Origin of the sequence: Pseudomonas sp. TH49, assembly GCF_016650625.1 — a bacterium.
In the GTDB taxonomy this organism is placed as follows: domain Bacteria; phylum Pseudomonadota; class Gammaproteobacteria; order Pseudomonadales; family Pseudomonadaceae; genus Aquipseudomonas; species Aquipseudomonas fluorescens_H.
On sequence record NZ_JAEKFL010000001.1, the window covers coordinates 3,054,903 to 3,076,307 of the forward strand.

Here is a 21,405-nt window from a genome sequence, read left to right on the forward strand (position 1 = left end):
ACGACATCACTATGTATTGCACATCGTGTGGCGCGCGCGAGTTGAATGACACAGCGCTGGCCGCGATGCGGGTTCAACGCCTAGACTTTGCCGATCTTCAGTTCAGGAACCGCCCGTGACTTCAATCTTCTGGTACGACTACGAAACCACCGGCATCAATCCGCGCAACGACCGTCCGCTGCAGGTCGCCGGGATTCGCACCGACCACGACCTCAATGAAATCGACGAACCGGTCAACCTCTACTGCCAGCCCAGCGAAGACATCCTGCCGCACCCGGCGGCCTGCGCGATCACCGGCATTACCCCGGGGCAACTCGCCGAGCACGGCCTGAGCGAAGCCGATTTCATGACCCGTGTGCATGCGCAACTGGCGGCGCCCGGCACTTGCGGCGCGGGTTACAACACCTTGCGTTTCGACGACGAGATGACCCGCTACAGCCTGTACCGCAACTTCTTCGACCCGTATGCCCGCGAGTGGCAGGGTGGCAACAGTCGCTGGGACCTGATCGATGTGGTGCGTGCCGCGTATGCGTTGCGCCCGGATGGCCTGGTCTGGCCGACCGATGACGAAGGCAAGGTCACCCTCAAACTCGAACGTCTGACGGCCGCCAACCATATCGACCACGGGCATGCGCACGAAGCGCTGTCGGACGTGCGCGCCACCATCGCGCTGGCGCGGTTGATCCGCGAGAAACAGCCGAAGTTGTATGACTGGCTGTTTCAACTGCGCAGCAAGCAGAAGGTCATGGATCAGATTCGTCTGTTGCAGCCGCTGGTGCATATCTCCGGACGCTTTTCGGCGGCGCGGCACTATGTCGGTGTAGTGCTGCCATTGGCCTGGCATCCGCGCAATCGCAATGCGCTGATCGTCTGTGACCTGCACCTTGATCCGCAAGGCTTGCTGGATCTGGACGCCGAAACCCTGCGCCAGCGCCTGTACACCCGCCGCGACGACCTCGCCGAGAGTGAACTGCCGGTGCCGCTGAAACTGATTCACATCAATCGCTGCCCGGTGGTGGCGCCGTTGTCGGTATTGCGCGCCGACGATCAGCAGCGCCTGGGCCTGGACATGGCGCTGTATCAGGCACGTGCGCTGCGGCTAAGTGACGCACAACAAGTATGGAAAGATAAAGTCGCGGCGATTTACGCCAGCGAAGACTTCACGCCGAGCGAAGATCCGGAACAGCAGTTGTACGATGGATTTATCGGTGATCGTGACCGGCGTCTATGTGAGCAAGTGAGGACGGCGGATCCGGCACAATTAGCGCAAGAACACTGGCCGTTCGATGATGAACGTCTGCCGGAATTACTCTTTCGATATCGCGCACGCAACTTTCCCGATACGTTGAATTCCGAGGAGCAAGAACGCTGGAGAATATTTTGTCAGCAGCGTTTGTCCGAGCCGCAAATGGGCGCGCCTAATACCCTGCAATCTTTTGCCGAGGCCGCGCAGCAATGGGCGCTTAGTGCTACGCCGATACAGAATCAAGTGCTCAATGAGTGGCAGAATTATGTCGAGGCATTGCGCAAACGTTTGAATCTTTGAAATCGAACATAGTGTGCCCATGAAATGCCGGGCATAAAAAAACGCCAGCGTATGCTGGCGTTTTTCATGGGCCGCAGAATCAGTCTGCGGCAGGCGTTGCGGCTTAGCCCAGCAGGGTAGCCCAGCCTTCAACCACGTCACCGCCCCACTTGGCTTTCCACTCTTTCAGAGTCTTGTGGTTGCCACCTTTGGTTTCGATGACTTCGCCGTTGTGCGGGTTTTTGTATTGTTTAACTTTGCGCGCGCGCTTGGTGCCGGTAGTTTTTACTGCGGCGCCACGGGTACCTTTGGTTTTCGATTCCGGATCCAGCAGGGCGATGATGTCGCGCAGGGACTTGGAGTATTCGCCCATCAGGGTGCGCAGTTTGCCTTCGAATTCCAGCTCGGCTTGCAGTTTGTCGTCTTGCGACAGGTTCTTCAAACGGGCTTGCAGCTCTTTGATTGCTTCTTCGGTGGCGCGATATTCGTTGATCAAGGACATGGTAACTACCTTATGCGGATGTGTTGAATGGCAGGGGACAGTGCCGCAATAATAGTCAGGCTGTTTCATCAAGTAAACATTTAACCGGATTTTTTATTTGAATTAGTTACGTGAAATAACCGGTAAATTGAATGGTCATTTAAATAATGTGATGCATTCATCACGATTATTCACAATTATCTGCTCGAACAGCGTCACGGCAGTGCCATCACATTGGCGCGCCGGACGATCGGACGCCTTGAATCGCGCCGTCTCCGGGGAATCGGTCATCAATACTGCAGTTTCCGCGCACAGTCGCTAGAATGGCCGCCTTTGCGAAGTTCTGGAGTTTTTCCCCCATGCGCACCTTTCGGTTGGTGATTTCCTGCCCTGACCGCGTTGGCATCGTTGCCAAAGTCAGTAACTTTCTGGCATCCCACAACGGTTGGATCACCGAAGCGAGCCACCACTCGGATAATCAGAACGGCTGGTTCTTCATGCGTCACGAGATCCGTGCCGACTCGCTGCCGTTCGGTATTGAAGTACTGCGCGAGAAGTTTGCGCCGATCGCCGAAGAGTTCTCGATGGACTGGCGCATTACCGATACCGAGCAGAAGAAACGCGTAGTGCTGATGGCCAGCCGCGAATCCCACTGCCTGGCCGACTTGCTGCACCGCTGGCACAGCGACGAGCTCGATTGCGAAATCTCCTGCGTGATTTCCAACCACAATGACCTGCGCAGCATGGTCGAGTGGCACGGCATTCCTTATTACCATGTCCCGGTCAATCCGCAGGACAAGGAGCCGGCCTTCGCCGAGGTGTCGCGTCTGGTCAAGCAGCACGACGCCGAAGTGGTGGTGCTGGCGCGCTACATGCAGATCCTGCCGCCGGCCCTGTGCCGCGAATACGCACACAAGGTGATCAACATTCACCACAGCTTCCTGCCGTCGTTCGTCGGTGCCAAGCCGTACCATCAGGCGTCGCTGCGCGGCGTGAAGCTGATCGGCGCGACCTGCCACTACGTGACCGAAGAGCTGGATGCCGGCCCGATCATCGAGCAGGACGTGGTACGCGTCAGCCACAGTGACAGCATCGAAGACATGGTGCGTTTCGGCCGTGACGTCGAGAAGATGGTGTTGGCCCGTGGTCTGCGCTATCACCTCGAAGACCGCGTGCTGGTGCACGGCAACAAGACCGTGGTATTCTGATCGGTCTGAAAGTCTGCGGTTGAAAAATCAAGGGTCTGGGCGTTCAATCGCCCAGACCCTTTTTCATTTCATCCCTGAGGAACTGCCCATGAGCGATCCACTGGACAAAGCCACTTCCAAAGCGCCGGCCACCGTGGGTGAGGGGTGTCTGAGCAGATATGATCCCGAAGACATGACGCCGGAGGACGGGACAGAGTTTCCCGGGGCTGCCGAGTTATGGGAGCAAATGAAAGAACAGCTGGACGAACCTAAGAAGCCTGTCTGACCTTCATCAATTTCTTGAGCAACGGTCGTCCCAGCATCAGCACAAACACCGGGCCACCCACCAGCAGATAGAAATAGAACGTCACTGCCCGCCAGATCAGGATTGCCGCCGCCGCTGTGGATTTGCCGACCATGGGCGCCAGCAGTGCCGCCGAGGTCAATTCCGCCGCGCCTGCGCCACCCGGCAACAGCGTGAACTGGCCCGCACCCAGCGAGAGCATCTGCACCAGAAAGCTCCAGGCCCACTGCAAGTCCGCACCCAGCCCGCGCAGCGCCAGATACAGCACGCTGTAACGCAGCAGCCAATGCACGCACGTCAACGCAAACACTTTGCTCAAGGTCTGCCACGGCAATTTCAGGGTATCGGTGAACGCTGCAAGAAAGTGCAAGAGCTTGCGCGCCCAGCGTCGGCGGGTGCTGTGTTCGACGTTCATGCGGGCCAACAGGCGCCCGCTCAGGCGAATCAGCGCGCGATGATAGCGCGCCAACAGCGCGCAACCGATCAGACCGCCGAATAACGACACGGCACTGACCATCAGCAGCCATTCCATACGGTCGCTCAGGTGCTGGAACAGCGCGTAGATCAGAATCGCGCTCAAGGCGCAGAGAAAGAACAGCAGATCGCTCAACTGATCCATCGCAAACACCGCGCTGCCCCGCGCCGGGCGCACGCCGCAACGGGCCAGCAGGGCCATGATGGTCAGCGGACCGCCGCTGCCACCGGGGGTGGCGCAATAGGCAAACTCGGCGGCCATCACCACCCCGAGACTCTTCAGCGGTGAGACGCGATCTCGTTGATCGCCCAATAACAGCCGCAAGCGCAGGGTGTTGATACCCCAGCAGAGCAGGATCATGCCGAACAGCACCAGCAGCCATGGCAGCGGAAAGCTTTGCAGGCGCGACCAGATTTCATTGCCACCGAGCAGCAGCGGAATCAGCAGCGCCGCGAGCAGGCCGATCAACAACAGAATGCCGCGGCTCATGCGGCGTGCCCGAGTTGCCCGCGCTGTTGCGCCAGCCAGTCAATCTTGGTCATCGGCACGCGTCCTTCGGCGAGCAGGCGTTTGAGGGTTTGCAGCCAGTAGTTTCGCGAGTAACGGTAGCGCATATCCACCGGGTGCAGGCCGAGACGAATCACCGGGGCCTGACGCCAGCGCTGCTCGCGTTGATCACTGAGGACTTTCGACAGGCCACGACGCCAGGCACTGCGGGCGCTCCACACCAGACCGGGAGCATCGATCGAGGTGAAATCCGGCAGGCAATAAAGATGCTGCGGATCGCTGGTGTAGTGCAACGGCAACTCGCGCAAGGCCTGGCGCGTACCCTCGCTCATCAGCCAGGCCGGGGCGACGAAACCGTGTAATGGCCAGTCGTAGCGCTGGAACAACTCGATACCGGCACGCAGTCGCGCAAGTGCGGCTTCGCGGGACAGGTGATAGAACTCGCCTTCGTGGGTGTAGATCCGGCGCATGAACCAGTCGCGGGGCGTGGCCGGTGCCGGCTCGCGGTCGTCATGGTAAAAACCGTGCAAGGCCAGTTCATCGCCACCGGCCACCCGCTCGCCGAGCCTGCGACAGAACGCCGGATGCGCTTCAAGAGCATCGCGCCCATGGAAATTCGGTACAACCAGCCAGGTCATCGGCACGCCGCCCAGCGCATCGACGGCTTCGACGAACGGCTGATAATCCGCCCACGTCGACGGTGCTACGTCGTGCAGCACCAGCAACACGGCGCGGCGGTTCAGGGGATCAGCCATTGGCCACCCGAGGCCAGGAATGGCCGAGGACCGCGTGATAATGACCGAGCAGGCTGTCGACCACACTGTCCCAGGAATAATGCCGTTCGACGTGTTGCCGCGCCTGCTGGCCGAGGTTCACGCAGCCGCGACTGAACAGTTCGCGCACGGCATTGGCCATGGCTTGTGGGTTGTTCGGTGCACACAGCAAGCCGCAGTCCTCGTTGACGATTTCCTCGAACGCCCCGGCCGCCACTGCGACCACCGGAATTCCGCAGGCCATGGCTTCGAGGATCACCAGACCGAAGGTTTCCTGATCGCCGGCATGCAGCAGGGCGTCGGCGCTGGCCATTAATCGCGCCACGGTGGCGGCCGGGCAGAACCCGTCGATCACGCTGACATTGTCCGGGACCACGGCGGGCATCGATGAGCCGACCAGCAACAGGTGATAGCGCGGGCCGAGGCGTCGCATGCATTTGAGCAGCACCGGCAGGTTCTTCTCTTTGGAGCCGCGCCCGGCAAAGATCAGCAGACGGGTGTCTTCGGCAATCCCCAGTTCGGCGCGCAGACCGTTGTCGCGGGCGTCGGGGTGAAAGGTTTGCAGATCCACCCCCAGTGGCTGCACGAAGACATTGCGCACCCCCAGCCCGGTGAGTTTGTCGGCCATGACCTGGCTCGGCGCCAGCACCCGGTCGAAATTGCCGTAGAGTTTGGTGACATACGCCTCGACATTCGGCGTGACCCAATGGCCCATGCGGTTGCTGACCAACAGCGGCAGATCCGAGTGATAAAAGCCGATCACCGGCACATCCAGTTGGCGCCGTGCATCCAGCGCTGCCCAGGCAGTCAGGTACGGGTCGCCGACTTCGATCAGATCGGGCTGCAAATCCTGCAGGACATTGCGCCACGGCGCCAGACGCAGCGGGAAGCGATAGCCTTTGCCAAACGGCAGTGCAGGCGCGGGCACTGTGTAGACGCCATCGTGTTCACTAAAGTGCGCGCCGGGGATCAGCAGGCTGTGGCGAATGCCCGGTTTGACGCCCAGCCGACGATGCTTGGCGTCCAGATAGGTGCGTACGCCGCCGCTGGCCGGGGCGTAGAACATGGTGATGTCGGCGATGTGCACAATGACGAACCCTCCGCTGTGTTGCTCTCCCTTGGTTGACCTTTATCCAGAATAGATGTTCGGTCGGGATTGCGCGGGGGGAGTGTCAGGGAGGGGTTGTGGTGTTTGACAGGACGCCTTCGCGAGCAAGCCCGCTCCCACAGTGGTTTTTGGTGGAACTCACAATGTGTGAACACCGAAGATCCAATGTGGGAGCGGGCTTGCTCGCGAAGAGGTCAGTGGCAGCGCCTTAAATTCTGAAGCTACCGACCAACTGCTTCAGCCGCGAAGCCTGCTGTTCCAGATCCGAGCACGCGCGCAACGTCGCCTGCAGGTTCTCGACGCCTTCCTGGTTCAGCGTGTTGATCTCGGTGATGTCGACGTTGATCGACTCGACCACTGCGGTCTGCTCCTCGGTCGCGGTCGCTACCGACTGGTTCATCCCGTCGATCTCGCCGATGCGCTGGGTCACGCTGTTGAGGCGTTCGCCGGCGAGGTTGGCGATTTCCACGCTGTCCTGGCTGTGGCGCTGACTGTCGCTCATGGTGCTCACCGATTCACGGGCGCCGACCTGCAGCTCCTCGATCATGGTCTGCACCTGCTGCGCCGATTCCTGGGTGCGGTGCGCCAGGTTGCGCACTTCGTCGGCGACCACGGCAAAGCCGCGTCCGGCCTCACCGGCACGCGCCGCTTCGATCGCGGCGTTGAGCGCCAGCAGGTTGGTCTGCTGGGAGATGCTGGTGATCACTTCCAGAATCTGCCCGATGTTCACGGTTTTGCTGTTCAGCGACTCGATGTTGCTGCTGGAGGCGCTGAGCATGCTCGACAGTTGATTCATCGCCTTGATGCTGCGATCCACCACTTGCTGGCCGTCTTCGGCGAGGCCGCGAGCGTCACTGGCCTGGTTCGAAGCTTGCGCGGCGTTGCGGGCGATTTCCTGGGCGGCGGCGCCCAGTTGATTGATCGCGGCGGCGACGCTGCTGGTGCGCGAGGCTTGCTGATCGGAGTTGTACATCGACGAGTTGGACGCCGCGACCACGCGCAACGCGACCTCGTTGACCTGGCCGGTGGCCGACGACACTTCGCGGATCGAGCCGTGAATACGCTCGACGAAACGGTTGAATGCGGTACCCAGCACACCGAATTCATCGTTATTGACGATGGTCAGGCGCTTGGTCAGGTCGCCTTCACCGTCAGCGATGTCTTCCATGGCGCGGGTCATGACGTGCAGTGGCTGGATCAGCAGGCGAATCAGCATGCCCAGCAGCGCGATGATGATCACCACCGCAATCACCGTGGCAATCACCGCCGAGGTGCGGAACTCACTGAGCATCGAGAAGGCTTTGTCCTTATCCACCGACAAACCGATGTACCAGTTGACCGACGGCAGGCCTTTGATCGGGGTGAAACTGACGATGCGCGTCTTGCCATCAACGGTGATTTCACTGAAGTCGCTGCTGATGCGCGGGGTGTCCTGCGGATAGGCTTCTTTCAGCGACTTCATCACCAGCGCCTTGTCCGGGTGCACCAGGATCTTGCCGTCGGCGCTGACCAGGAACGCGTAGCCCATGCCGGAGAAGTCCCGGGCGGTGAGGGTGTCGACCAGGGTTTGCAGGCTCAGGTCACCGCCCACCACGCCAACGCTCTGGCCGGCCTTTTTCGAGGCGGTGGCGATGGAGATGATCAACTGCCCGGTGGCGGCGTCGATGTACGGTTCGGTCAGGGTCGACGCACTGCTGCTCTCGGCCCCTTTGTACCAAGGGCGCACCCGTGGATCGAAACCGTCCGGCATCTTCACGTCCGGGCGGATGGTGAAGTGACCCGTGGCATCGCCCAGGTAAGTGGCCATGAATGTCGAGGTCAGGGATTTCTGTTCCAGCAGGCTGGCGACGTTGGCGGGTTCCGGATTGATGGCGATGTTCTGGGCGGCGTTCTCGACCAGCAGAATGCGTCCGTTGAGCCAGGTCTGGATGTTATCGGCAGTAACTTCGCCCATCTCGTTGAGATAGTTGTTCAGGTCAGCGCGAATCGCGTTGCGTTGCAGCCAGTCGTTGTACAGCGTGAACGAGGCGAAAGCGGCGATGACGATGAGGGCGGCGGCAAGCAAAATTTTATGGCTGAAGCGCAGGTTTTTGTTCATGGCTTGGGGTTCCGCTAAGGTCTTAATGTCCTGGGCGTGCTTTTATAAAGGCGCGCAATATGGGCAAGGGTGAAACAAACTGATATTTCCGACTCTCCTTAGGGAAATGTCCGACCGACTTTTCAGTCAGGTTCTCGCCTTTATCTATCGGCCATACCGGATTAAAGATTAACCATAGGTGACAAAATGCCTGACACATCGCAACTCGTTATCGGCGCCGATCTGGCGGGGCAACCGATTGCTCAGGCCATGCGCCTGGCGAACCGCCACGGGCTGATCGCCGGTGCGACCGGGACCGGCAAGACCGTGACTTTGCAGCGTCTTGCCGAAGCGTTCAGTGATGCCGGCGTCGCGGTGTTCGCCGCGGACATCAAGGGCGACCTGTGTGGCCTGGGCGCTGCCGGCAATCCGCAGGGCAAGGTCGCCGAGCGCATCGCCGGAATGCCCTGGCTCGACTACAAGCCGCAGGCCTATCCGGTGACGCTGTGGGACATTCACGGCGAATCCGGTCATCCGTTGCGCACCACGTTGAGTGAAATGGGCCCGTTGCTGATCGGCAGCCTGCTGGAGCTGACCGACAGCCAGCAGGCCGCGCTGTACGCGGCCTTTAAAGTAGCGGACCGCGAAGGCCTGTTGCTGCTGGACCTGAAAGACCTCAAGGCGCTGCTCAATCACCTCAAGGACAATCCGCAGCTGCTGGGCGAAGACGCCGCGCTGATGACCACCGGTTCCAGTCAGGCGCTGTTGCGTCGGCTGGCGACTCTGGAGCAGCAGGGCGCTGAAGCCTTGTTCGGCGAACCGGCGCTGCAACTGGAAGACATTCTGCAACCGGCCGCCGATGGCCGTGGGCGCATTCATTTGCTCGATGCCAGCCGCCTGGTCCACGAAGCGCCGAAGGTCTACGCGACGTTCCTGCTGTGGCTGCTGGCCGAGCTGTTCGAGCAGTTGCCGGAGCGCGGCGATGCCGACAAACCGCTGCTGGCGCTGTTCTTCGATGAGGCGCACCTGTTGTTCGGCGATACGCCCAAGGCGTTGCAGGACCGGCTTGAGCAAGTGGTGCGATTGATCCGCTCCAAGGGCGTCGGGGTGTATTTCGTTACTCAGTCGCCGAGTGATTTGCCGGACAGCGTGCTGGCGCAACTCGGTCTGCGGATCCAGCATGGCTTGCGCGCGTTCACCGCCAAGGAACAGAAATCCCTGCGTGCGGTGGCGGATGGTTTTCGGCCAAATCCGGCGTTCGACACCTTGTCGGTGCTGACGGAGCTCGGCATCGGCGAAGCGTTGGTCGGTACGCTTGCCGAGAAGGGCACACCGGAAATGGTCCAGCGGGTGTTGGTGGCACCGCCGCAATCGCGGATCGGGCCGCTGAGCGAAACCGAGCGCACGATGCTGATCGCCGGTTCGCCGTTCAAGGGCCGTTATGACAAGCCGATCGATCGTGAGTCGGCGTACGAAATCCTGATGGGCCGCAAGGATCTGGCGCCGCCGGCAGAAACACCGGCCGGCAAGCCGGCAGCCGAGGAACCGAGCCTGGCCGATCGTGCCGGGGAGTTTCTGGGGACGGCGGCGGGGCAAGCGCTGAAGTCGGCGATGCGCCAGGCGGCCAATAATCTGGGTAAACAACTGGTGCGCGGCTTGATGGGCTCGTTGCTCGGTGGCAGCAAACGGCGTTGATCCAAGCTGTGGGAGCGGGCTTGCTCGCGAAAGCGGTCTGCCAGTTAACAATAATGTTGACTGGAAGGACGCCTTCGCGAGCAAGCCCGCTCCCACATTGGATAAGTGGCAGTTTTCTGGATTGAGATCAGGATTTGTCTTTGGCGTGTGCCGCCAGGCGCTCAAGTGCCGCACGCAGAGCGGGATCGCTGATCCCGTCCGCCGTTGACTGAATGGTCTGCGCGGCATCCGTCGACAGATCCATCGAGTGTCCGCTTGCCCGGCGCTGGACCAGCGGCGGTTGCACGCGGAACTGGATGCGCGTCAGGTTGGCGAATTCTTCGAACAGTTGCAGTTGGCGTTGCAGGCGTTTTTGCTGGTAGCGCAGGCGCGTCGCCCAGTGCCCGTCAGTCACCACCAGCGTCAATTGGCCTTCGCGCCACTTGGCCACGTGGCAATGTTCGCGGGCGGCAGGTTGCAGCTGGCTTTCGAGCAGGCGCTGCAGATGCCCCAGGCGTTGGGCATGGCCGAGCAGAGCCTTGAGGGGTTTGGCTTCGCGAAGCAGAGCGGCGGGTGCCCTGGCTGTAAGGGGGCGAAATGCCATGTTCGAACACCTGAAGTAACAGAAGCGCCATGGTAGCAGAAAGCAACGGAACCACTCGCCCATTGCTTTTGTCCCTGCTTTACCCATTAAATCAACGACTAACTTCGTCCCTTGATGGGTTGAAGTTGAGCAAAACGCCCTTATTTTAAGTGAGCCCCGTCAAAGCGCAGTGCCAGCATCGTGGAATATCGCCACTTTCCTCACCACCGTTTCCGGGTAGAATGCTCGTTCGCATGCGGCCATGAGGGCTGCACGGGCGACTCACGGGGCCGCCCTCCATCCCTTTAGTGTGGAAGATCCTGCCGATATGTTTGCGCCTTTGTTAAAGAAACTTTTTGGAAGCAAGAACGAGCGTGAAGTCAAACGCATGCTCAAGACGGTGCAGCTCGTCAATGCCTTCGAAGAGCAAATGGTGGCCCTTTCGGACGATCAATTGCGCGCCAAGACCAATGAGTTCAAGGCCCGTATCGCCAAAGGGGAATCCCTCGACAAGCTGTTGCCTGAAGCCTTCGCGGTCGCCCGTGAAGCGGGCAAGCGCGTCATGGGCATGCGCCACTTCGACGTCCAGTTGATCGGCGGCATGACCTTGCATGAAGGCATGATTGCCGAAATGCGTACCGGTGAGGGTAAAACCCTCGTGGCAACCCTGGGCGTTTACCTCAACGCGCTGTCCGGCAAGGGCGTGCACGTTGTGACCGTGAACGACTACCTGGCCCGCCGTGACGCCAACTGGATGCGTCCGCTCTACGAATTCCTCGGCCTGACCGTCGGCGTCGTGACGCCGTTCCAGCCGCCGGAAGAAAAGCGCGCCGCCTACGCTGCCGACATCACCTACGGTACCAACAACGAATTCGGGTTCGACTACCTGCGCGACAACATGGCGTTTAGCATGGAAGAGAAATTCCAGCGCGAACTCAATTTTGCCGTGATCGACGAAGTCGACTCCATCCTCATCGACGAAGCCCGTACCCCGCTGATCATTTCCGGTCAGGCCGAGGACAGTTCCAAGCTGTACATGGAGATCAACAAACTGATCCCGCAGCTGGAACTGCATGTGGAAGAAGTCGAAGGCCAGGTCACCAAGGCCGGTCACTACACCATCGACGAGAAGACCCGTCAGGTCGAACTCAACGAAGCCGGTCACCAGTTCATCGAAGAAATGCTCACCGGCGTCGGCCTGCTGGCCGAAGGCGAGAGCCTGTACTCGGCGCATAACCTGGGCCTGCTGACCCACGTCTACTCGGGTCTGCGTGCGCACAAGCTGTTCCATCGCAACGTCGAATACATCGTGCAGGACGGCCAGGTCGTACTGGTCGACGAACACACCGGTCGTACCATGCCGGGTCGTCGTCTGTCCGAAGGCCTGCACCAGGCCATCGAAGCCAAGGAAGGTCTGAACATTCAGGCCGAGAGCCAGACCCTGGCCTCGACCACGTTCCAGAACTACTTCCGTCTGTACACCAAGCTGTCCGGCATGACCGGTACCGCCGACACCGAAGCGTTCGAATTCCACCAGATCTATGGCCTGCAGGTCATGGTCATTCCGCCGAACAAGCCGTTGGCGCGTAAAGACTACAACGACCTGGTGTTCCTGACCGCCGAAGAGAAATACGCGGCGATCATCAACGACATCAAGGAAGGCATGGCCCAGGGCCGTCCGATCCTGGTGGGTACCGCGACCATCGAAACTTCCGAGCACGTGTCCAACCTGCTCAACAAGGAAGGCATCGAGCACAAGGTACTGAACGCCAAGTTCCACGAAAAAGAAGCCGAGATCATCGCGCAAGCCGGTCGTCCGGGCGCCCTGACCATCGCCACCAACATGGCCGGTCGTGGTACCGACATCCTGCTGGGCGGTAACTGGGAAGTGGAAGTCGCGGCGCTGGAAAACCCGAGCCCCGAGCAGATCGCCCAGATCAAGGCCGACTGGCAGAAGCGTCACCAGCAAGTGCTGGAGTCCGGCGGCCTGCAGGTCATCGCCTCCGAGCGTCATGAATCCCGTCGTATCGACAACCAGCTGCGTGGCCGTGCCGGTCGTCAGGGCGACGCCGGTTCCAGCCGCTTCTACCTGTCGCTGGAAGACAGCCTGATGCGCATCTTCGCCTCTGACCGGGTGAAGAACTTCATGAAAGCCCTGGGCATGCAGCCGGGCGAAGCGATCGAGCACCGCATGGTGACCAACGCGATCGAGAAGGCGCAGCGCAAGGTTGAAGGTCGCAACTTCGACATTCGCAAACAACTGCTCGAGTTCGACGACGTCAACAACGAGCAGCGTAAAGTGATCTATCACATGCGCAACACGTTGCTGGCCGCCGACAACATCGGTGAAACCATCGCCGACTTCCGTCAGGACGTGCTCAACGCCACTGTCAGCGCACACATTCCGCCGCAATCGCTGCCAGAGCAGTGGGACGTGGCCGGTCTGGAAGCGACGATTGCCAGCGATTTCGGGGTGAAGCTGCCGATCCAGCAATGGCTCGACGAAGACGATCACCTGTACGAAGAGACGCTGCGCGAGAAGCTGATGGTCGAGCTGATGGCCGCGTACAACGAGAAAGAAGATCAGGCCGGTGCCGAAGCACTGCGCTCGTTCGAGAAGCAGATCGTCCTGCGCGTCCTCGACGACCTGTGGAAAGACCACCTGTCGACCATGGATCACCTGCGTCACGGCATCCACCTGCGTGGCTACGCCCAGAAGAACCCGAAGCAGGAATACAAGCGCGAGTCGTTCACGCTGTTCTCCGAGCTGCTGGATTCGATCAAGCGCGACTCGATCCGTGTGCTGTCGCACGTTCAGGTCCGCCGCGAAGATCCGGAAGCCGAAGAGCAACGCCTGCGTCAGGAAGCCGAAGCACTGGCCGCGCGCATGCAGTTCGAACACGCCGAGGCCCCTGGTCTGGATCAACCGGAAGTGTTGGGTGAAGAGGTCGATGTGGCCCTCGCCACCGCTCCGGTTCGCAACGAGCAGAAGCTGGGCCGCAACGAACTGTGCTACTGCGGTTCGGGCAAGAAATTCAAGCATTGCCACGGGCAGATCCAGTAAACCCCGTTTCAATCGCTGAAATACCCGCGCCGCGACCGGCTCCTGCCGTCGCGGCGTTTTGCCATTTAATCCGCCGCCTTCTTGTCGAAAACAGCAGGAAGCGGTGCTGACATCATTGAGTAAGGAGCGCATTCATGGCTGTTGGTCTTGGTCCTTTGCCAACGTTGCACCCGGTTGCCGGTTTTGAACTCGGTATTGCCTCGGCCGGCATCAAGCGCCCTGGGCGCAAGGATGTGGTAGTGATGCGCTGCGCCGAAGGTTCGACCGTGGCCGGTGTGTTCACGTTGAACGCCTTTTGCGCCGCGCCGGTGATCCTGGCGAAAAAACGTGTGCAGAACGACGTGCGTTACTTGCTGACCAACACCGGTAACGCCAACGCCGGTACCGGTGAGCCGGGCCTGGCGGCTGCCGAGCGCACCACCGCCAGACTCGCCGAGCTGACCGGTGTCGATGCCAGCCAGATCCTGCCGTACTCCACCGGCGTGATCGGCGAGCCACTGCCGGTCGAGAAGATCGAAGGCGCACTGCAGGCCGCACTGGATGACCTGTCGGAAAACAACTGGGCAGCGGCCGCCACCGGCATCATGACCACCGACACCCTGCCCAAGGGTGCCAGCCGCCAGTTCCAGCATGACGGCGTGACCATCACCGTCACCGGCATCAGCAAAGGTGCAGGCATGATCCGCCCGAACATGGCGACCATGCTCGGCTACATCGCTACCGACGCCAAAGTCTCCCGCGATGTGCTGCACAGCCTGATGCTCGACGGTGCGAACAAGTCGTTCAACCGCATCACCATCGACGGCGACACTTCGACCAACGACTGCTGCATGCTGATTGCCACCGGCAAGGCTGCACTGCCGGAAATCACCCGCGCCGAAGGCGAGCTGTTCAACAAGCTGAAGCAGGCGGTGTTCGAAGTGTGCATGGACGTGGCCCAGGCCATCGTGCGTGACGGCGAGGGCGCGACCAAGTTCGTCACCGTTGAAGTCAACGGCGGCGGCAATCATCAGGAATGCCTGGACGTCGGTTACACCGTGGCCCACTCGCCGCTGATCAAGACCGCGCTGTTCGCCTCCGACCCGAACTGGGGCCGTATTCTGGCCGCTGTCGGCCGTGCCGGTGTGCCGAACCTCGACGTGAGCAAGATCGACGTGTTCCTCGGCGATGTGTGTATTGCCAGCCGTGGCGCGCGCGCAAGCACCTACACTGAGGCGCAAGGCTCGGCGGTGATGCAGCAGGAAGAGATCACCATCCGTATCGACCTGGGTCGCGGCGATTGCAGCGAAACCATCTGGACCACCGACCTGTCGCATGAGTACGTGAAGATCAACGCCGAGTACCGCACCTGATCGAAGACCGGGTCGCTTCTTTCGCGAGCAGGCTCGCTCCTGCAGTAGATTAGTGAACGACTCGGATCCCCTGTAGGAGTGAGCCTGCTCGCGATGGCGTTGTGTCTGGCAATATCAATGTTGAATGTGCCGGCCTCTTCGCGAGCAAGCCCGCTCCCACAGGGGCTTCGGTGTACACGACATTTGTGAACGACCGAAACTACTGTGGGAGCGGGCTTGCCCGCGAACGCGTCGGTCCAGTCACTACAAGTCTTGAAGCTTTCCACTGACGAAAAGGCGCCACACCATGTCCCTGCACCTGATCATCGGCGACAAACTGCTGTCCTCCTGGTCCCTGCGCGCCGCCCTGGCGCTGGAACTGACCGGCGCTCCCTACACCGAAGAACTGATCAAGCTCGGCAAGCCCGACACCCGCGAGCGGCTGCTCAAGCATTCGCCGACCGCCAAGGTGCCGCTGCTGCAAACCTCTCGCGGCACCATTGCCGACTCTCTGGCGATCGCCGAATACCTGGCCGAGCAGTTTCCGTCCGAGCAGCTCTGGCCGAGCGATGTTTATGCCCGTGCCCAGGCGCGGTCCGCCTGCGCGCAGATGCACAGCGGCTTTTTCGCCATGCGCAATCATATGCCGTTCAACCTGAGCCACGACGCCCCGCTCGATCCGGTGCCGCCGGAAGTGAAGGTCGATATCGAGCGCATGCTCGCGCTGTGGGCCGAATGCCGCGCGGCGGCCACTGAGCCTGGGCCGTATCTGTTTGGCCGAGTGAGTCTGGCTGACGCGTTCTTCGCACCGATTGCCGTGCGTCTGCGTACCTACCAGGTGCAGTTGCCGGCGGTTGATCAAGCCTATGTTGAAACCGTCTACCAATGGCCCGCCTTCAAGGCGTGGCAAAAGGCTGGACTGGAGGAGTTGAATCCGTGAAACGCGTACACGTCGCGGCTGCCGTCATTCGTGACGACAGCGGCAAAATCCTCATCGCCCGCCGTGCCGACACCCAGCATCAGGGCGGCCTGTGGGAATTTCCCGGCGGCAAGGTCGAGGCTGACGAATCCGTCGAAAGCGCCCTGGCCCGCGAGCTGCAGGAAGAGCTGGGCATTGTTGTCGGCGCGGCTCGTCCACTGATCAAGGTTCGCCACGATTACCCGGACAAACAGGTGTTGCTGGATGTCTGGGAGGTCTCCCGGTTTACCGGTGAGCCGCACGGTGCCGAGGGCCAGCCACTGGCCTGGGTAACCGCCAAGGATCTGCTGAACTATGAGTTTCCGGCGGCCAATCAGCCGATCGTTGCCGCTGCGCGCCTTCCCGCTGAATACCTGATCACCCCGGAAGATCTGGAAGCCCCGGCCTTGCTGCGCGGGATCCAGAAGGCGATTGCCGGCGGGATCAAGCTGATCCAGTTGCGCGCGCCGAACGGCTATGACCCCAAATACCGCGATCTGGCGGTGGATGCCGTCGGCCTCTGCGCCGGCAAGGCGCAGTTGATGATCAAGGGGCCGTTCGAATGGCTCGGCGATTTCCCGTCCGCCGGTTGGCACATCACCGCCGCGCAATTGCGCAAATACGCCGCAGCGGGCCGGCCGTTACCGGCAGAGCGCTGGTTGGCGGCGTCCTGCCATAACGCTGAAGAGCTGGCGCTGGCCGAGCAGATGGGCGTGGATTTCGTCACGCTGTCGCCGGTTCAGCCAACCTTGACCCACCCGGATGCGCAGCCGTTGGGCTGGGAGCAGGCTTCGACGTTGATCGAGGGCTTTGGCAAGCCGGTGTTCTTGCTTGGCGGCGTTGGCCCGGCGGAGCGCGAGAAGGCTTGGAGTGTTGGGGCTCAGGGTGTGGCGGGGATTCGGGCGTTCTGGCCTGATTCTGTTTAAAGGCTACCGGCCTCATCGCGAGCAGGCTCACTCCTACAGTTGACCGCGTTCCAACTGAAGTAACGCGGTCAACTGTGGGAGCGGGCTTGCTCGCGAAGGCGTCCGTTCAGGCGCTAGATTTCTGAAGGCTTCACCGCCGGTTGCCACAAAATCTCCGCCACCCCCTGCCGCCGCGCAATCAACCGCGCTGCCACAAACAACAGATCCGACAACCGATTGATATACGCCAGACCAACCCCGGCCAACGGCTCGATCGCGTTCAAATGCTGACAACGCCGCTCGGCACTGCGCGCCAGACTACGGCACACATGGGCCTGGGCAATCAGCAGCGAACCGCCGGGCAGAATGAAATTCTCCAGCGGCCCCAATTCCTCGTTCCACACATCAATTGCCGCTTCCAGGCGCTCGATTTCCGCCGCGTTCAGCGCCTGATATTCCGGCATTGCCAGCTCACCCCCCAAGTCGAACAAGCGGTGCTGGCAAGGCGCGAGCACGTCGATCAGCTCATTCAATCCCGGAAACGCCTCGCGCTCGGCGATCAGCCCGGCCAGCAGCACGCCGACCTGACTGTTCAGCGTATCGACCTCGCCAATCGCTTCGATGCGCGGGTGATCCTTGGGCACGCGGCGGCCATCGCCGAGGCCGGTTTCGCCGGTATCGCCAGTGCGGGTGTAGATCTTCGACAAGCGAAAGCCCATGGGTTACCTCTGTAGTTGATTGGTTTCGGCGGCAATGGCTGCCGGTTGTGCCAGCGGCAGGCGCAGGGTGAAACAGGTGCCCTGACCGGGCGCCGATTGCACTTCCATCTGGCCCTTGTGGTTGTTGGTGATGATGAAGTACGACACCGACAGCCCAAGGCCGGTGCCCTGGCCGATTTCCTTGGTGGTAAAGAATGGCTCGAAGGTGCGCTTGCGCACGCTCTCGCTCATGCCGATGCCGTTGTCCTCGACCTGGATCTCGGCCCATGGCGGGTTCGGTTTGGTGCGCAAAATGATCCGCCCCGGCTCGCTGTCGTCTTCGCGCTGGTGAATGGCTTGCGCGGCGTTTTTCAGCAGGTTGAGCAGCACTTGTTCCAGTTCGTTGGCGGTGCCCGGAACCGGGCCGAGCGCCGGGTCGAACTGGCGGATGATCGCCTGGCCCTTGAAGTCGAAACCGATCGCCAGATCGAAGTCGTTGCCAGCAATTTCCACCGCTTGGTCGATCAGCGCCGGTAGGTCGCATGGGGCCATTTGCCGGGTGCTGCGCCGGCTGAAACTGAGCATGTGGGTGACGATTTTTGCCGCGCGGGCACCGGCCTGCTGGATGCCGTCGAGCAATTTCGGTACTTCGCGGCTTTGCAGGTAACGGTTGACCGTGTCCAGTTCGATGCCGAGCTGTTCGGCGGTTTCGAGGTTCTTCGGCAGATCCGCCGACAGCCGCCGGCGAATGTTCTGCACGTTGTGCAGGATCGCGCCCAGCGGGTTGTTGATCTCATGGGCCATGCCGGCGGCGAGGCCGCCGACCGAGAGCATTTTTTCCGACTGCACCATCATTTCTTCCAGCGACAGGCGCTGGGTGATGTCGTCGATACGGATCACCACACCGCGCCCGGCACCGCCCATCAGCGGGTAAAAGGTCAGGGCGTAGTGCTTGGGTTCGTCATCCTTGAACCAGGTCACCCGCTCGATCTTCGCCACGGTGTGTTCTTCGACCGTTTGCTTCAGTTGTGGCAGAAACGGCTTGAGCGGTTCGAAGGCGAGGAAGATCGGTTGGTTCAGCGCCTCATCCAGGCGCGTCCCGGAGAGGGCGCTGGCCTCCTGGTTCCATTGGGTCACGTAGAGCTGCTCATCGAGAGCGATCAGCGCCGAGGGCATGGAGTCGATGATGCTGTTGAGGTAGTTCTGGAAACCGGTGAGCTTCTTCTCGATCTTGCTGCGCACCTGGACTTCCAGCTCCAGCTTGCGGTTGGTGTGGCGGGTTTCCTCAGCCAGACCTTGAGCCTGATCGTAAGCTGCCTGCGAGTCATCGCGGGCGCGCTTGAGCTGCTGCTCGCGGGCTTCGATGCGCGAGAGCATGGTGTTGAACGCTTCGGCGAGGCTGCCGATCTCGTCGTGGTTACCGCGCGAGGCGCGCAGGGCGTAGTTCTCTTCGCGAGTGACTTGCCGCGACAATTCTTCCAACTCATGGATCGGGCGAGTGATCAGGCGTTTGATCTGCCGCGCAATCACCAGCCACAGCAGCACACTGAAAATCAGGATGCCGAGACTGGCGGTCAGGGTACCGGTGTAGAACGCCATCGGCAGTTCACTGCTGGCGACCAGCAGCAGATGCCCAGGCGCGGTGCCGGGGCGGGGCAGGGTGATCAATTGGTTGCTGCGAAACTCGGTGAGTTGCCAGGCTTCGACGTGTCGAAAGCGCTCCGGCAGATTGAGTTTTTCGCCACGCTGCACCTGGGCGATCCGGTCACCCTTGCCGTCGTACAAAGCCGCTGCGCGCAGCGGCGAATAACTGTCGAGTTCCTTGAGCAGGCGTTCGGCGCTTTGCGGCGACTCAAGGGCCTGCGACACCAGGCTCGGGTTGGACACCAGTCGGCCTATGGTCTGCAGGGCCTGTGGCGCCATGCTTTCCTGGGAGATGTAATAGGCGGCGCTGATAAAGGTCAGGTTGGCGACCAGCAGGACGGTGGTCAGCAACACCAGCAGGGCGGCCAGCAGTTTCTGGCCGACCGGCAGGTTTTCAAGGCGCTGGCGCAATGGCATCAGGTTTATCACGGCAAAGGAACAAGTGGGCAGCGTAGCCGCTGCTCAGTCGCTGGGCAATCCAAGGCTGTGCAGATGGCTGACCAGACGCTGCTGCAATTGATTGAGGTGTGGCAGGTGCAACTGGTGACGGGTGGCGACTTTGCAGGCGTGGCCCAGCAGGTAACTGATTTCGGTGCGGCGCTGGTTCGCCACGTCCTGATACATCGACGAGTAATTGGCTGCGGTGGCGTGGATCACCCGCTCGACTTCCTGTTGCAGATTGACCGCCGCGGCTGGTTGACCGCAGTGCTCCAGCAACTCGGCCAGCTCGTTGCACAGCGTGGCGACTTCGCATTGATGCTGCTCCAGCCCGCCGTTACGGCAATCGTGGAGCACGGTCAGCGGATTGATCGCGCAATTGAGCGCCAGTTTGCGCCACAGCCGGGTGAGGATGTCGGTGCTCCACTCGTGGGGGATTTTCGCCGCCTCAAGATCGTCCAGCCAGATTGGCGCTACCGGATGGCTGGCATCGCCCAGCCAGGTGAAACCGTGGCCGGCAAACACCACGCGCCAGTCGCCGTCGCGGAACGCGCCTTCGGTGCTGGAGGCGCTGATGCAGCGTGCCTGCGGTACCTGCGCTGCGACGGCGTCCTGACTGCCGAGGCCGTTCTGCAACAGGATCAGCTCGGCATCTGCGCTGAGGCGCGGGGCGAGGCGGGCGACCGCGCTCTCGGCGTCATAGGCCTTGCAGGCGACCAGCAGGCGGCGGATCGGTTCTGGGTCGTCCGCCGTTTGCGCGGGGACGGCATAGGTCGTGGCTGCGCCGTGTTCGACCAGCGTCAGACCACCGGCCGCCTGATAGCTGCGCAGGCGCTCGGCATCCCGCACGATCAGCCGCACCGGCAGCCCGGCCCGGGCCAGACGCGTGGCCCACAGGGTGCCGAGGCTGCCGGCGCCGAGAACGTGCCAGGGGGTGGACATCAGTTTTTCACTCGGTAAGGTACTGGCATGCAAGGCTCGCCGTATCGGTGGGAAAAGACCCGTTATAATGAGCCGGATTTTAACCGCAAGCCAAGCGCGCTCCATCCTGATCGAGCGCGCCTTTTTATTGGAGAGACTACATGCCGTCGTTCGACGTGGTATCCGAACTGGACAAACACGAGCTGACCAACGCGGTCGAGAACGCCGTGAAGGAACTCGATCGTCGCTATGACCTGAAAGGCAAAGGCAGCTTCGAGTTCAAGGAAAAGGACCTGACCGTCAACCTGACCGCTGAAGCCGGGTTCCAGCTGGAAGCGATGATCGAGATCCTGAAGCTGGCCCTGACCAAGCGCAAGATCGATGTGCAGTGCCTTGAAGTAAAAGACGCTTACGCCTCGGGCAAGCTGATGAAGCAGGACGCGATCCTCAAGGAAGGCATCGACAAGGAGCTGGCGAAGAAGATCGTCGCTCACATCAAGGATGCCAAGCTCAAGGTACAGGCCGCCATTCAGGGCGAGCAGGTGCGTGTGACCGGCAAGAAGCGCGATGACCTGCAGGAAGCCATCGCGGCCCTGCGCGCCAAGGAATTCGGTATGCCACTGCAGTTCAACAACTTCCGCGACTAAGTCCGGTCAGATGGCTGTGGGAGCGGGCTTGCTCGCGAAAGCGGTGTGTCAGGCAACTCATTGTTGAATGACACAGCGCTTTCGCGAGCAAGCCCGCTCCCACTT

General features: G+C 61.1%; 19 protein-coding genes and 1 pseudogene. 9 read left to right on the forward strand and 11 right to left on the reverse strand.

The features are described 5' to 3' along the window. Window positions 1-115: 115 nt before the first annotated feature. Window positions 116-1,546 carry an exodeoxyribonuclease I gene (sbcB, locus tag JFU48_RS13830; RefSeq protein ID WP_103486329.1) on the forward strand — a complete coding sequence of 477 codons (1,431 nt, stop codon included), beginning with the start codon at window positions 116-118 and terminating at the stop codon, window positions 1,544-1,546. Window positions 1,547-1,649: 103 nt separating this feature from the next. Here the strand turns inward: sbcB and mvaT are convergent, their stop codons facing one another. Continuing rightward, a complete protein-coding gene (gene mvaT / locus JFU48_RS13835; protein WP_003227581.1) occupies window positions 1,650-2,027 on the reverse strand; it encodes a histone-like nucleoid-structuring protein MvaT in 378 nt (125 codons plus the stop codon). A gap of 135 nt (window positions 2,028-2,162) precedes the next feature. Continuing rightward, on the reverse strand, window positions 2,163-2,297 hold the full coding sequence (locus JFU48_RS30190) for a hypothetical protein (protein ID WP_274610448.1): 135 nt from the start codon (window positions 2,295-2,297) through the stop codon (window positions 2,163-2,165). A 68-nt stretch (window positions 2,298-2,365) separates the two neighbouring features. On the opposite strand from JFU48_RS30190, the gene purU reads away from it, so the two are divergent. Together purU and JFU48_RS13845 are read left to right on the forward strand one after the other, a co-directional pair. Continuing rightward, complete coding sequence (gene purU, locus JFU48_RS13840; RefSeq protein WP_003227580.1) at window positions 2,366-3,214, forward strand: formyltetrahydrofolate deformylase; 849 nt, start codon at window positions 2,366-2,368, stop codon at window positions 3,212-3,214. A gap of 88 nt (window positions 3,215-3,302) precedes the next feature. Beyond that, complete coding sequence (locus JFU48_RS13845) at window positions 3,303-3,479, forward strand: hypothetical protein (RefSeq protein ID WP_177434683.1); 177 nt, start codon at window positions 3,303-3,305, stop codon at window positions 3,477-3,479. On the opposite strand, the gene JFU48_RS13850 is transcribed toward JFU48_RS13845, so the two are convergent. From JFU48_RS13850 to JFU48_RS30555, 5 genes and pseudogenes are all read right to left on the reverse strand, one after another. Beyond that, a complete protein-coding gene (locus tag JFU48_RS13850) occupies window positions 3,463-4,461 on the reverse strand; it encodes a lysylphosphatidylglycerol synthase transmembrane domain-containing protein (RefSeq protein ID WP_103486328.1) in 999 nt (332 codons plus the stop codon). The genes JFU48_RS13845 and JFU48_RS13850 overlap by 17 nt on opposite strands. Further along, on the reverse strand, window positions 4,458-5,234 hold the full coding sequence (locus tag JFU48_RS13855) for a DUF2334 domain-containing protein (RefSeq protein WP_201136738.1): 777 nt from the start codon (window positions 5,232-5,234) through the stop codon (window positions 4,458-4,460). Before JFU48_RS13855 ends, JFU48_RS13850 begins: the two co-directional genes overlap by 4 nt. Continuing rightward, the gene (locus JFU48_RS13860; RefSeq protein ID WP_201137085.1) at window positions 5,227-6,318 is read right to left on the reverse strand and encodes a glycosyltransferase family 4 protein; all 1,092 of its coding nucleotides are present in this window, start codon (window positions 6,316-6,318) and stop codon (window positions 5,227-5,229) included. The genes JFU48_RS13855 and JFU48_RS13860 overlap by 8 nt, the downstream gene beginning before the upstream one ends. A gap of 250 nt (window positions 6,319-6,568) precedes the next feature. Next, window positions 6,569-7,333, reverse strand: a complete 765-nt coding sequence (locus tag JFU48_RS30550; protein ID WP_371043227.1) for a methyl-accepting chemotaxis protein — start codon at window positions 7,331-7,333, stop codon at window positions 6,569-6,571. Between the two features lie 93 nt (window positions 7,334-7,426). Next, a pseudogene (locus tag JFU48_RS30555) lies at window positions 7,427-8,458 on the reverse strand (HAMP domain-containing protein); the annotation flags it as partial. A 186-nt stretch (window positions 8,459-8,644) separates the two neighbouring features. Here JFU48_RS30555 and JFU48_RS13870 point away from each other — a divergent pair. Continuing rightward, window positions 8,645-10,132: a helicase HerA-like domain-containing protein gene (locus JFU48_RS13870; protein ID WP_003227567.1), complete on the forward strand. Its 1,488-nt coding sequence runs from the start codon at window positions 8,645-8,647 to the stop codon at window positions 10,130-10,132. A 127-nt stretch (window positions 10,133-10,259) separates the two neighbouring features. Here JFU48_RS13870 and JFU48_RS13875 read toward each other — a convergent pair whose 3' ends face one another. Further along, a complete protein-coding gene (locus JFU48_RS13875) occupies window positions 10,260-10,715 on the reverse strand; it encodes a DUF721 domain-containing protein (protein WP_201136739.1) in 456 nt (151 codons plus the stop codon). Window positions 10,716-11,022: 307 nt separating this feature from the next. On the opposite strand from JFU48_RS13875, the gene secA reads away from it, so the two are divergent. From secA to JFU48_RS13895, 4 genes are all read left to right on the forward strand, one after another. Further along, a complete protein-coding gene (gene secA, locus JFU48_RS13880; protein WP_201136740.1) occupies window positions 11,023-13,758 on the forward strand; it encodes a preprotein translocase subunit SecA in 2,736 nt (911 codons plus the stop codon). Between the two features lie 134 nt (window positions 13,759-13,892). Continuing rightward, window positions 13,893-15,110: a bifunctional glutamate N-acetyltransferase/amino-acid acetyltransferase ArgJ gene (argJ, locus tag JFU48_RS13885; RefSeq protein WP_201136741.1), complete on the forward strand. Its 1,218-nt coding sequence runs from the start codon at window positions 13,893-13,895 to the stop codon at window positions 15,108-15,110. A 286-nt stretch (window positions 15,111-15,396) separates the two neighbouring features. Beyond that, window positions 15,397-16,029, forward strand: coding sequence for a glutathione S-transferase family protein (locus JFU48_RS13890; RefSeq protein WP_103520144.1), 633 nt, complete (start codon window positions 15,397-15,399; stop codon window positions 16,027-16,029). Further along, the gene (locus JFU48_RS13895; RefSeq protein WP_201136742.1) at window positions 16,026-16,973 is read left to right on the forward strand and encodes a Nudix family hydrolase; all 948 of its coding nucleotides are present in this window, start codon (window positions 16,026-16,028) and stop codon (window positions 16,971-16,973) included. Before JFU48_RS13890 ends, JFU48_RS13895 begins: the two co-directional genes overlap by 4 nt. A 113-nt stretch (window positions 16,974-17,086) precedes the next feature. On the opposite strand, the gene JFU48_RS13900 is transcribed toward JFU48_RS13895, so the two are convergent. The 3 genes from JFU48_RS13900 to JFU48_RS13910 are packed head-to-tail and all read right to left on the reverse strand — an operon-like array spanning window position 17,087 to window position 20,674. Then, window positions 17,087-17,671 carry a cob(I)yrinic acid a,c-diamide adenosyltransferase gene (locus JFU48_RS13900; RefSeq protein WP_103485164.1) on the reverse strand — a complete coding sequence of 195 codons (585 nt, stop codon included), beginning with the start codon at window positions 17,669-17,671 and terminating at the stop codon, window positions 17,087-17,089. Between the two features lie 3 nt (window positions 17,672-17,674). Beyond that, window positions 17,675-19,711, reverse strand: a complete 2,037-nt coding sequence (locus JFU48_RS13905; protein ID WP_201136743.1) for a sensor histidine kinase — start codon at window positions 19,709-19,711, stop codon at window positions 17,675-17,677. A 45-nt stretch (window positions 19,712-19,756) separates the two neighbouring features. Then, complete coding sequence (locus tag JFU48_RS13910) at window positions 19,757-20,674, reverse strand: putative 2-dehydropantoate 2-reductase (RefSeq protein ID WP_201136744.1); 918 nt, start codon at window positions 20,672-20,674, stop codon at window positions 19,757-19,759. Window positions 20,675-20,814: 140 nt separating this feature from the next. On the opposite strand from JFU48_RS13910, the gene JFU48_RS13915 reads away from it, so the two are divergent. Continuing rightward, on the forward strand, window positions 20,815-21,300 hold the full coding sequence (locus tag JFU48_RS13915; RefSeq protein ID WP_003227548.1) for a YajQ family cyclic di-GMP-binding protein: 486 nt from the start codon (window positions 20,815-20,817) through the stop codon (window positions 21,298-21,300). The last annotated feature ends 105 nt before the right edge of the window (window positions 21,301-21,405 follow it).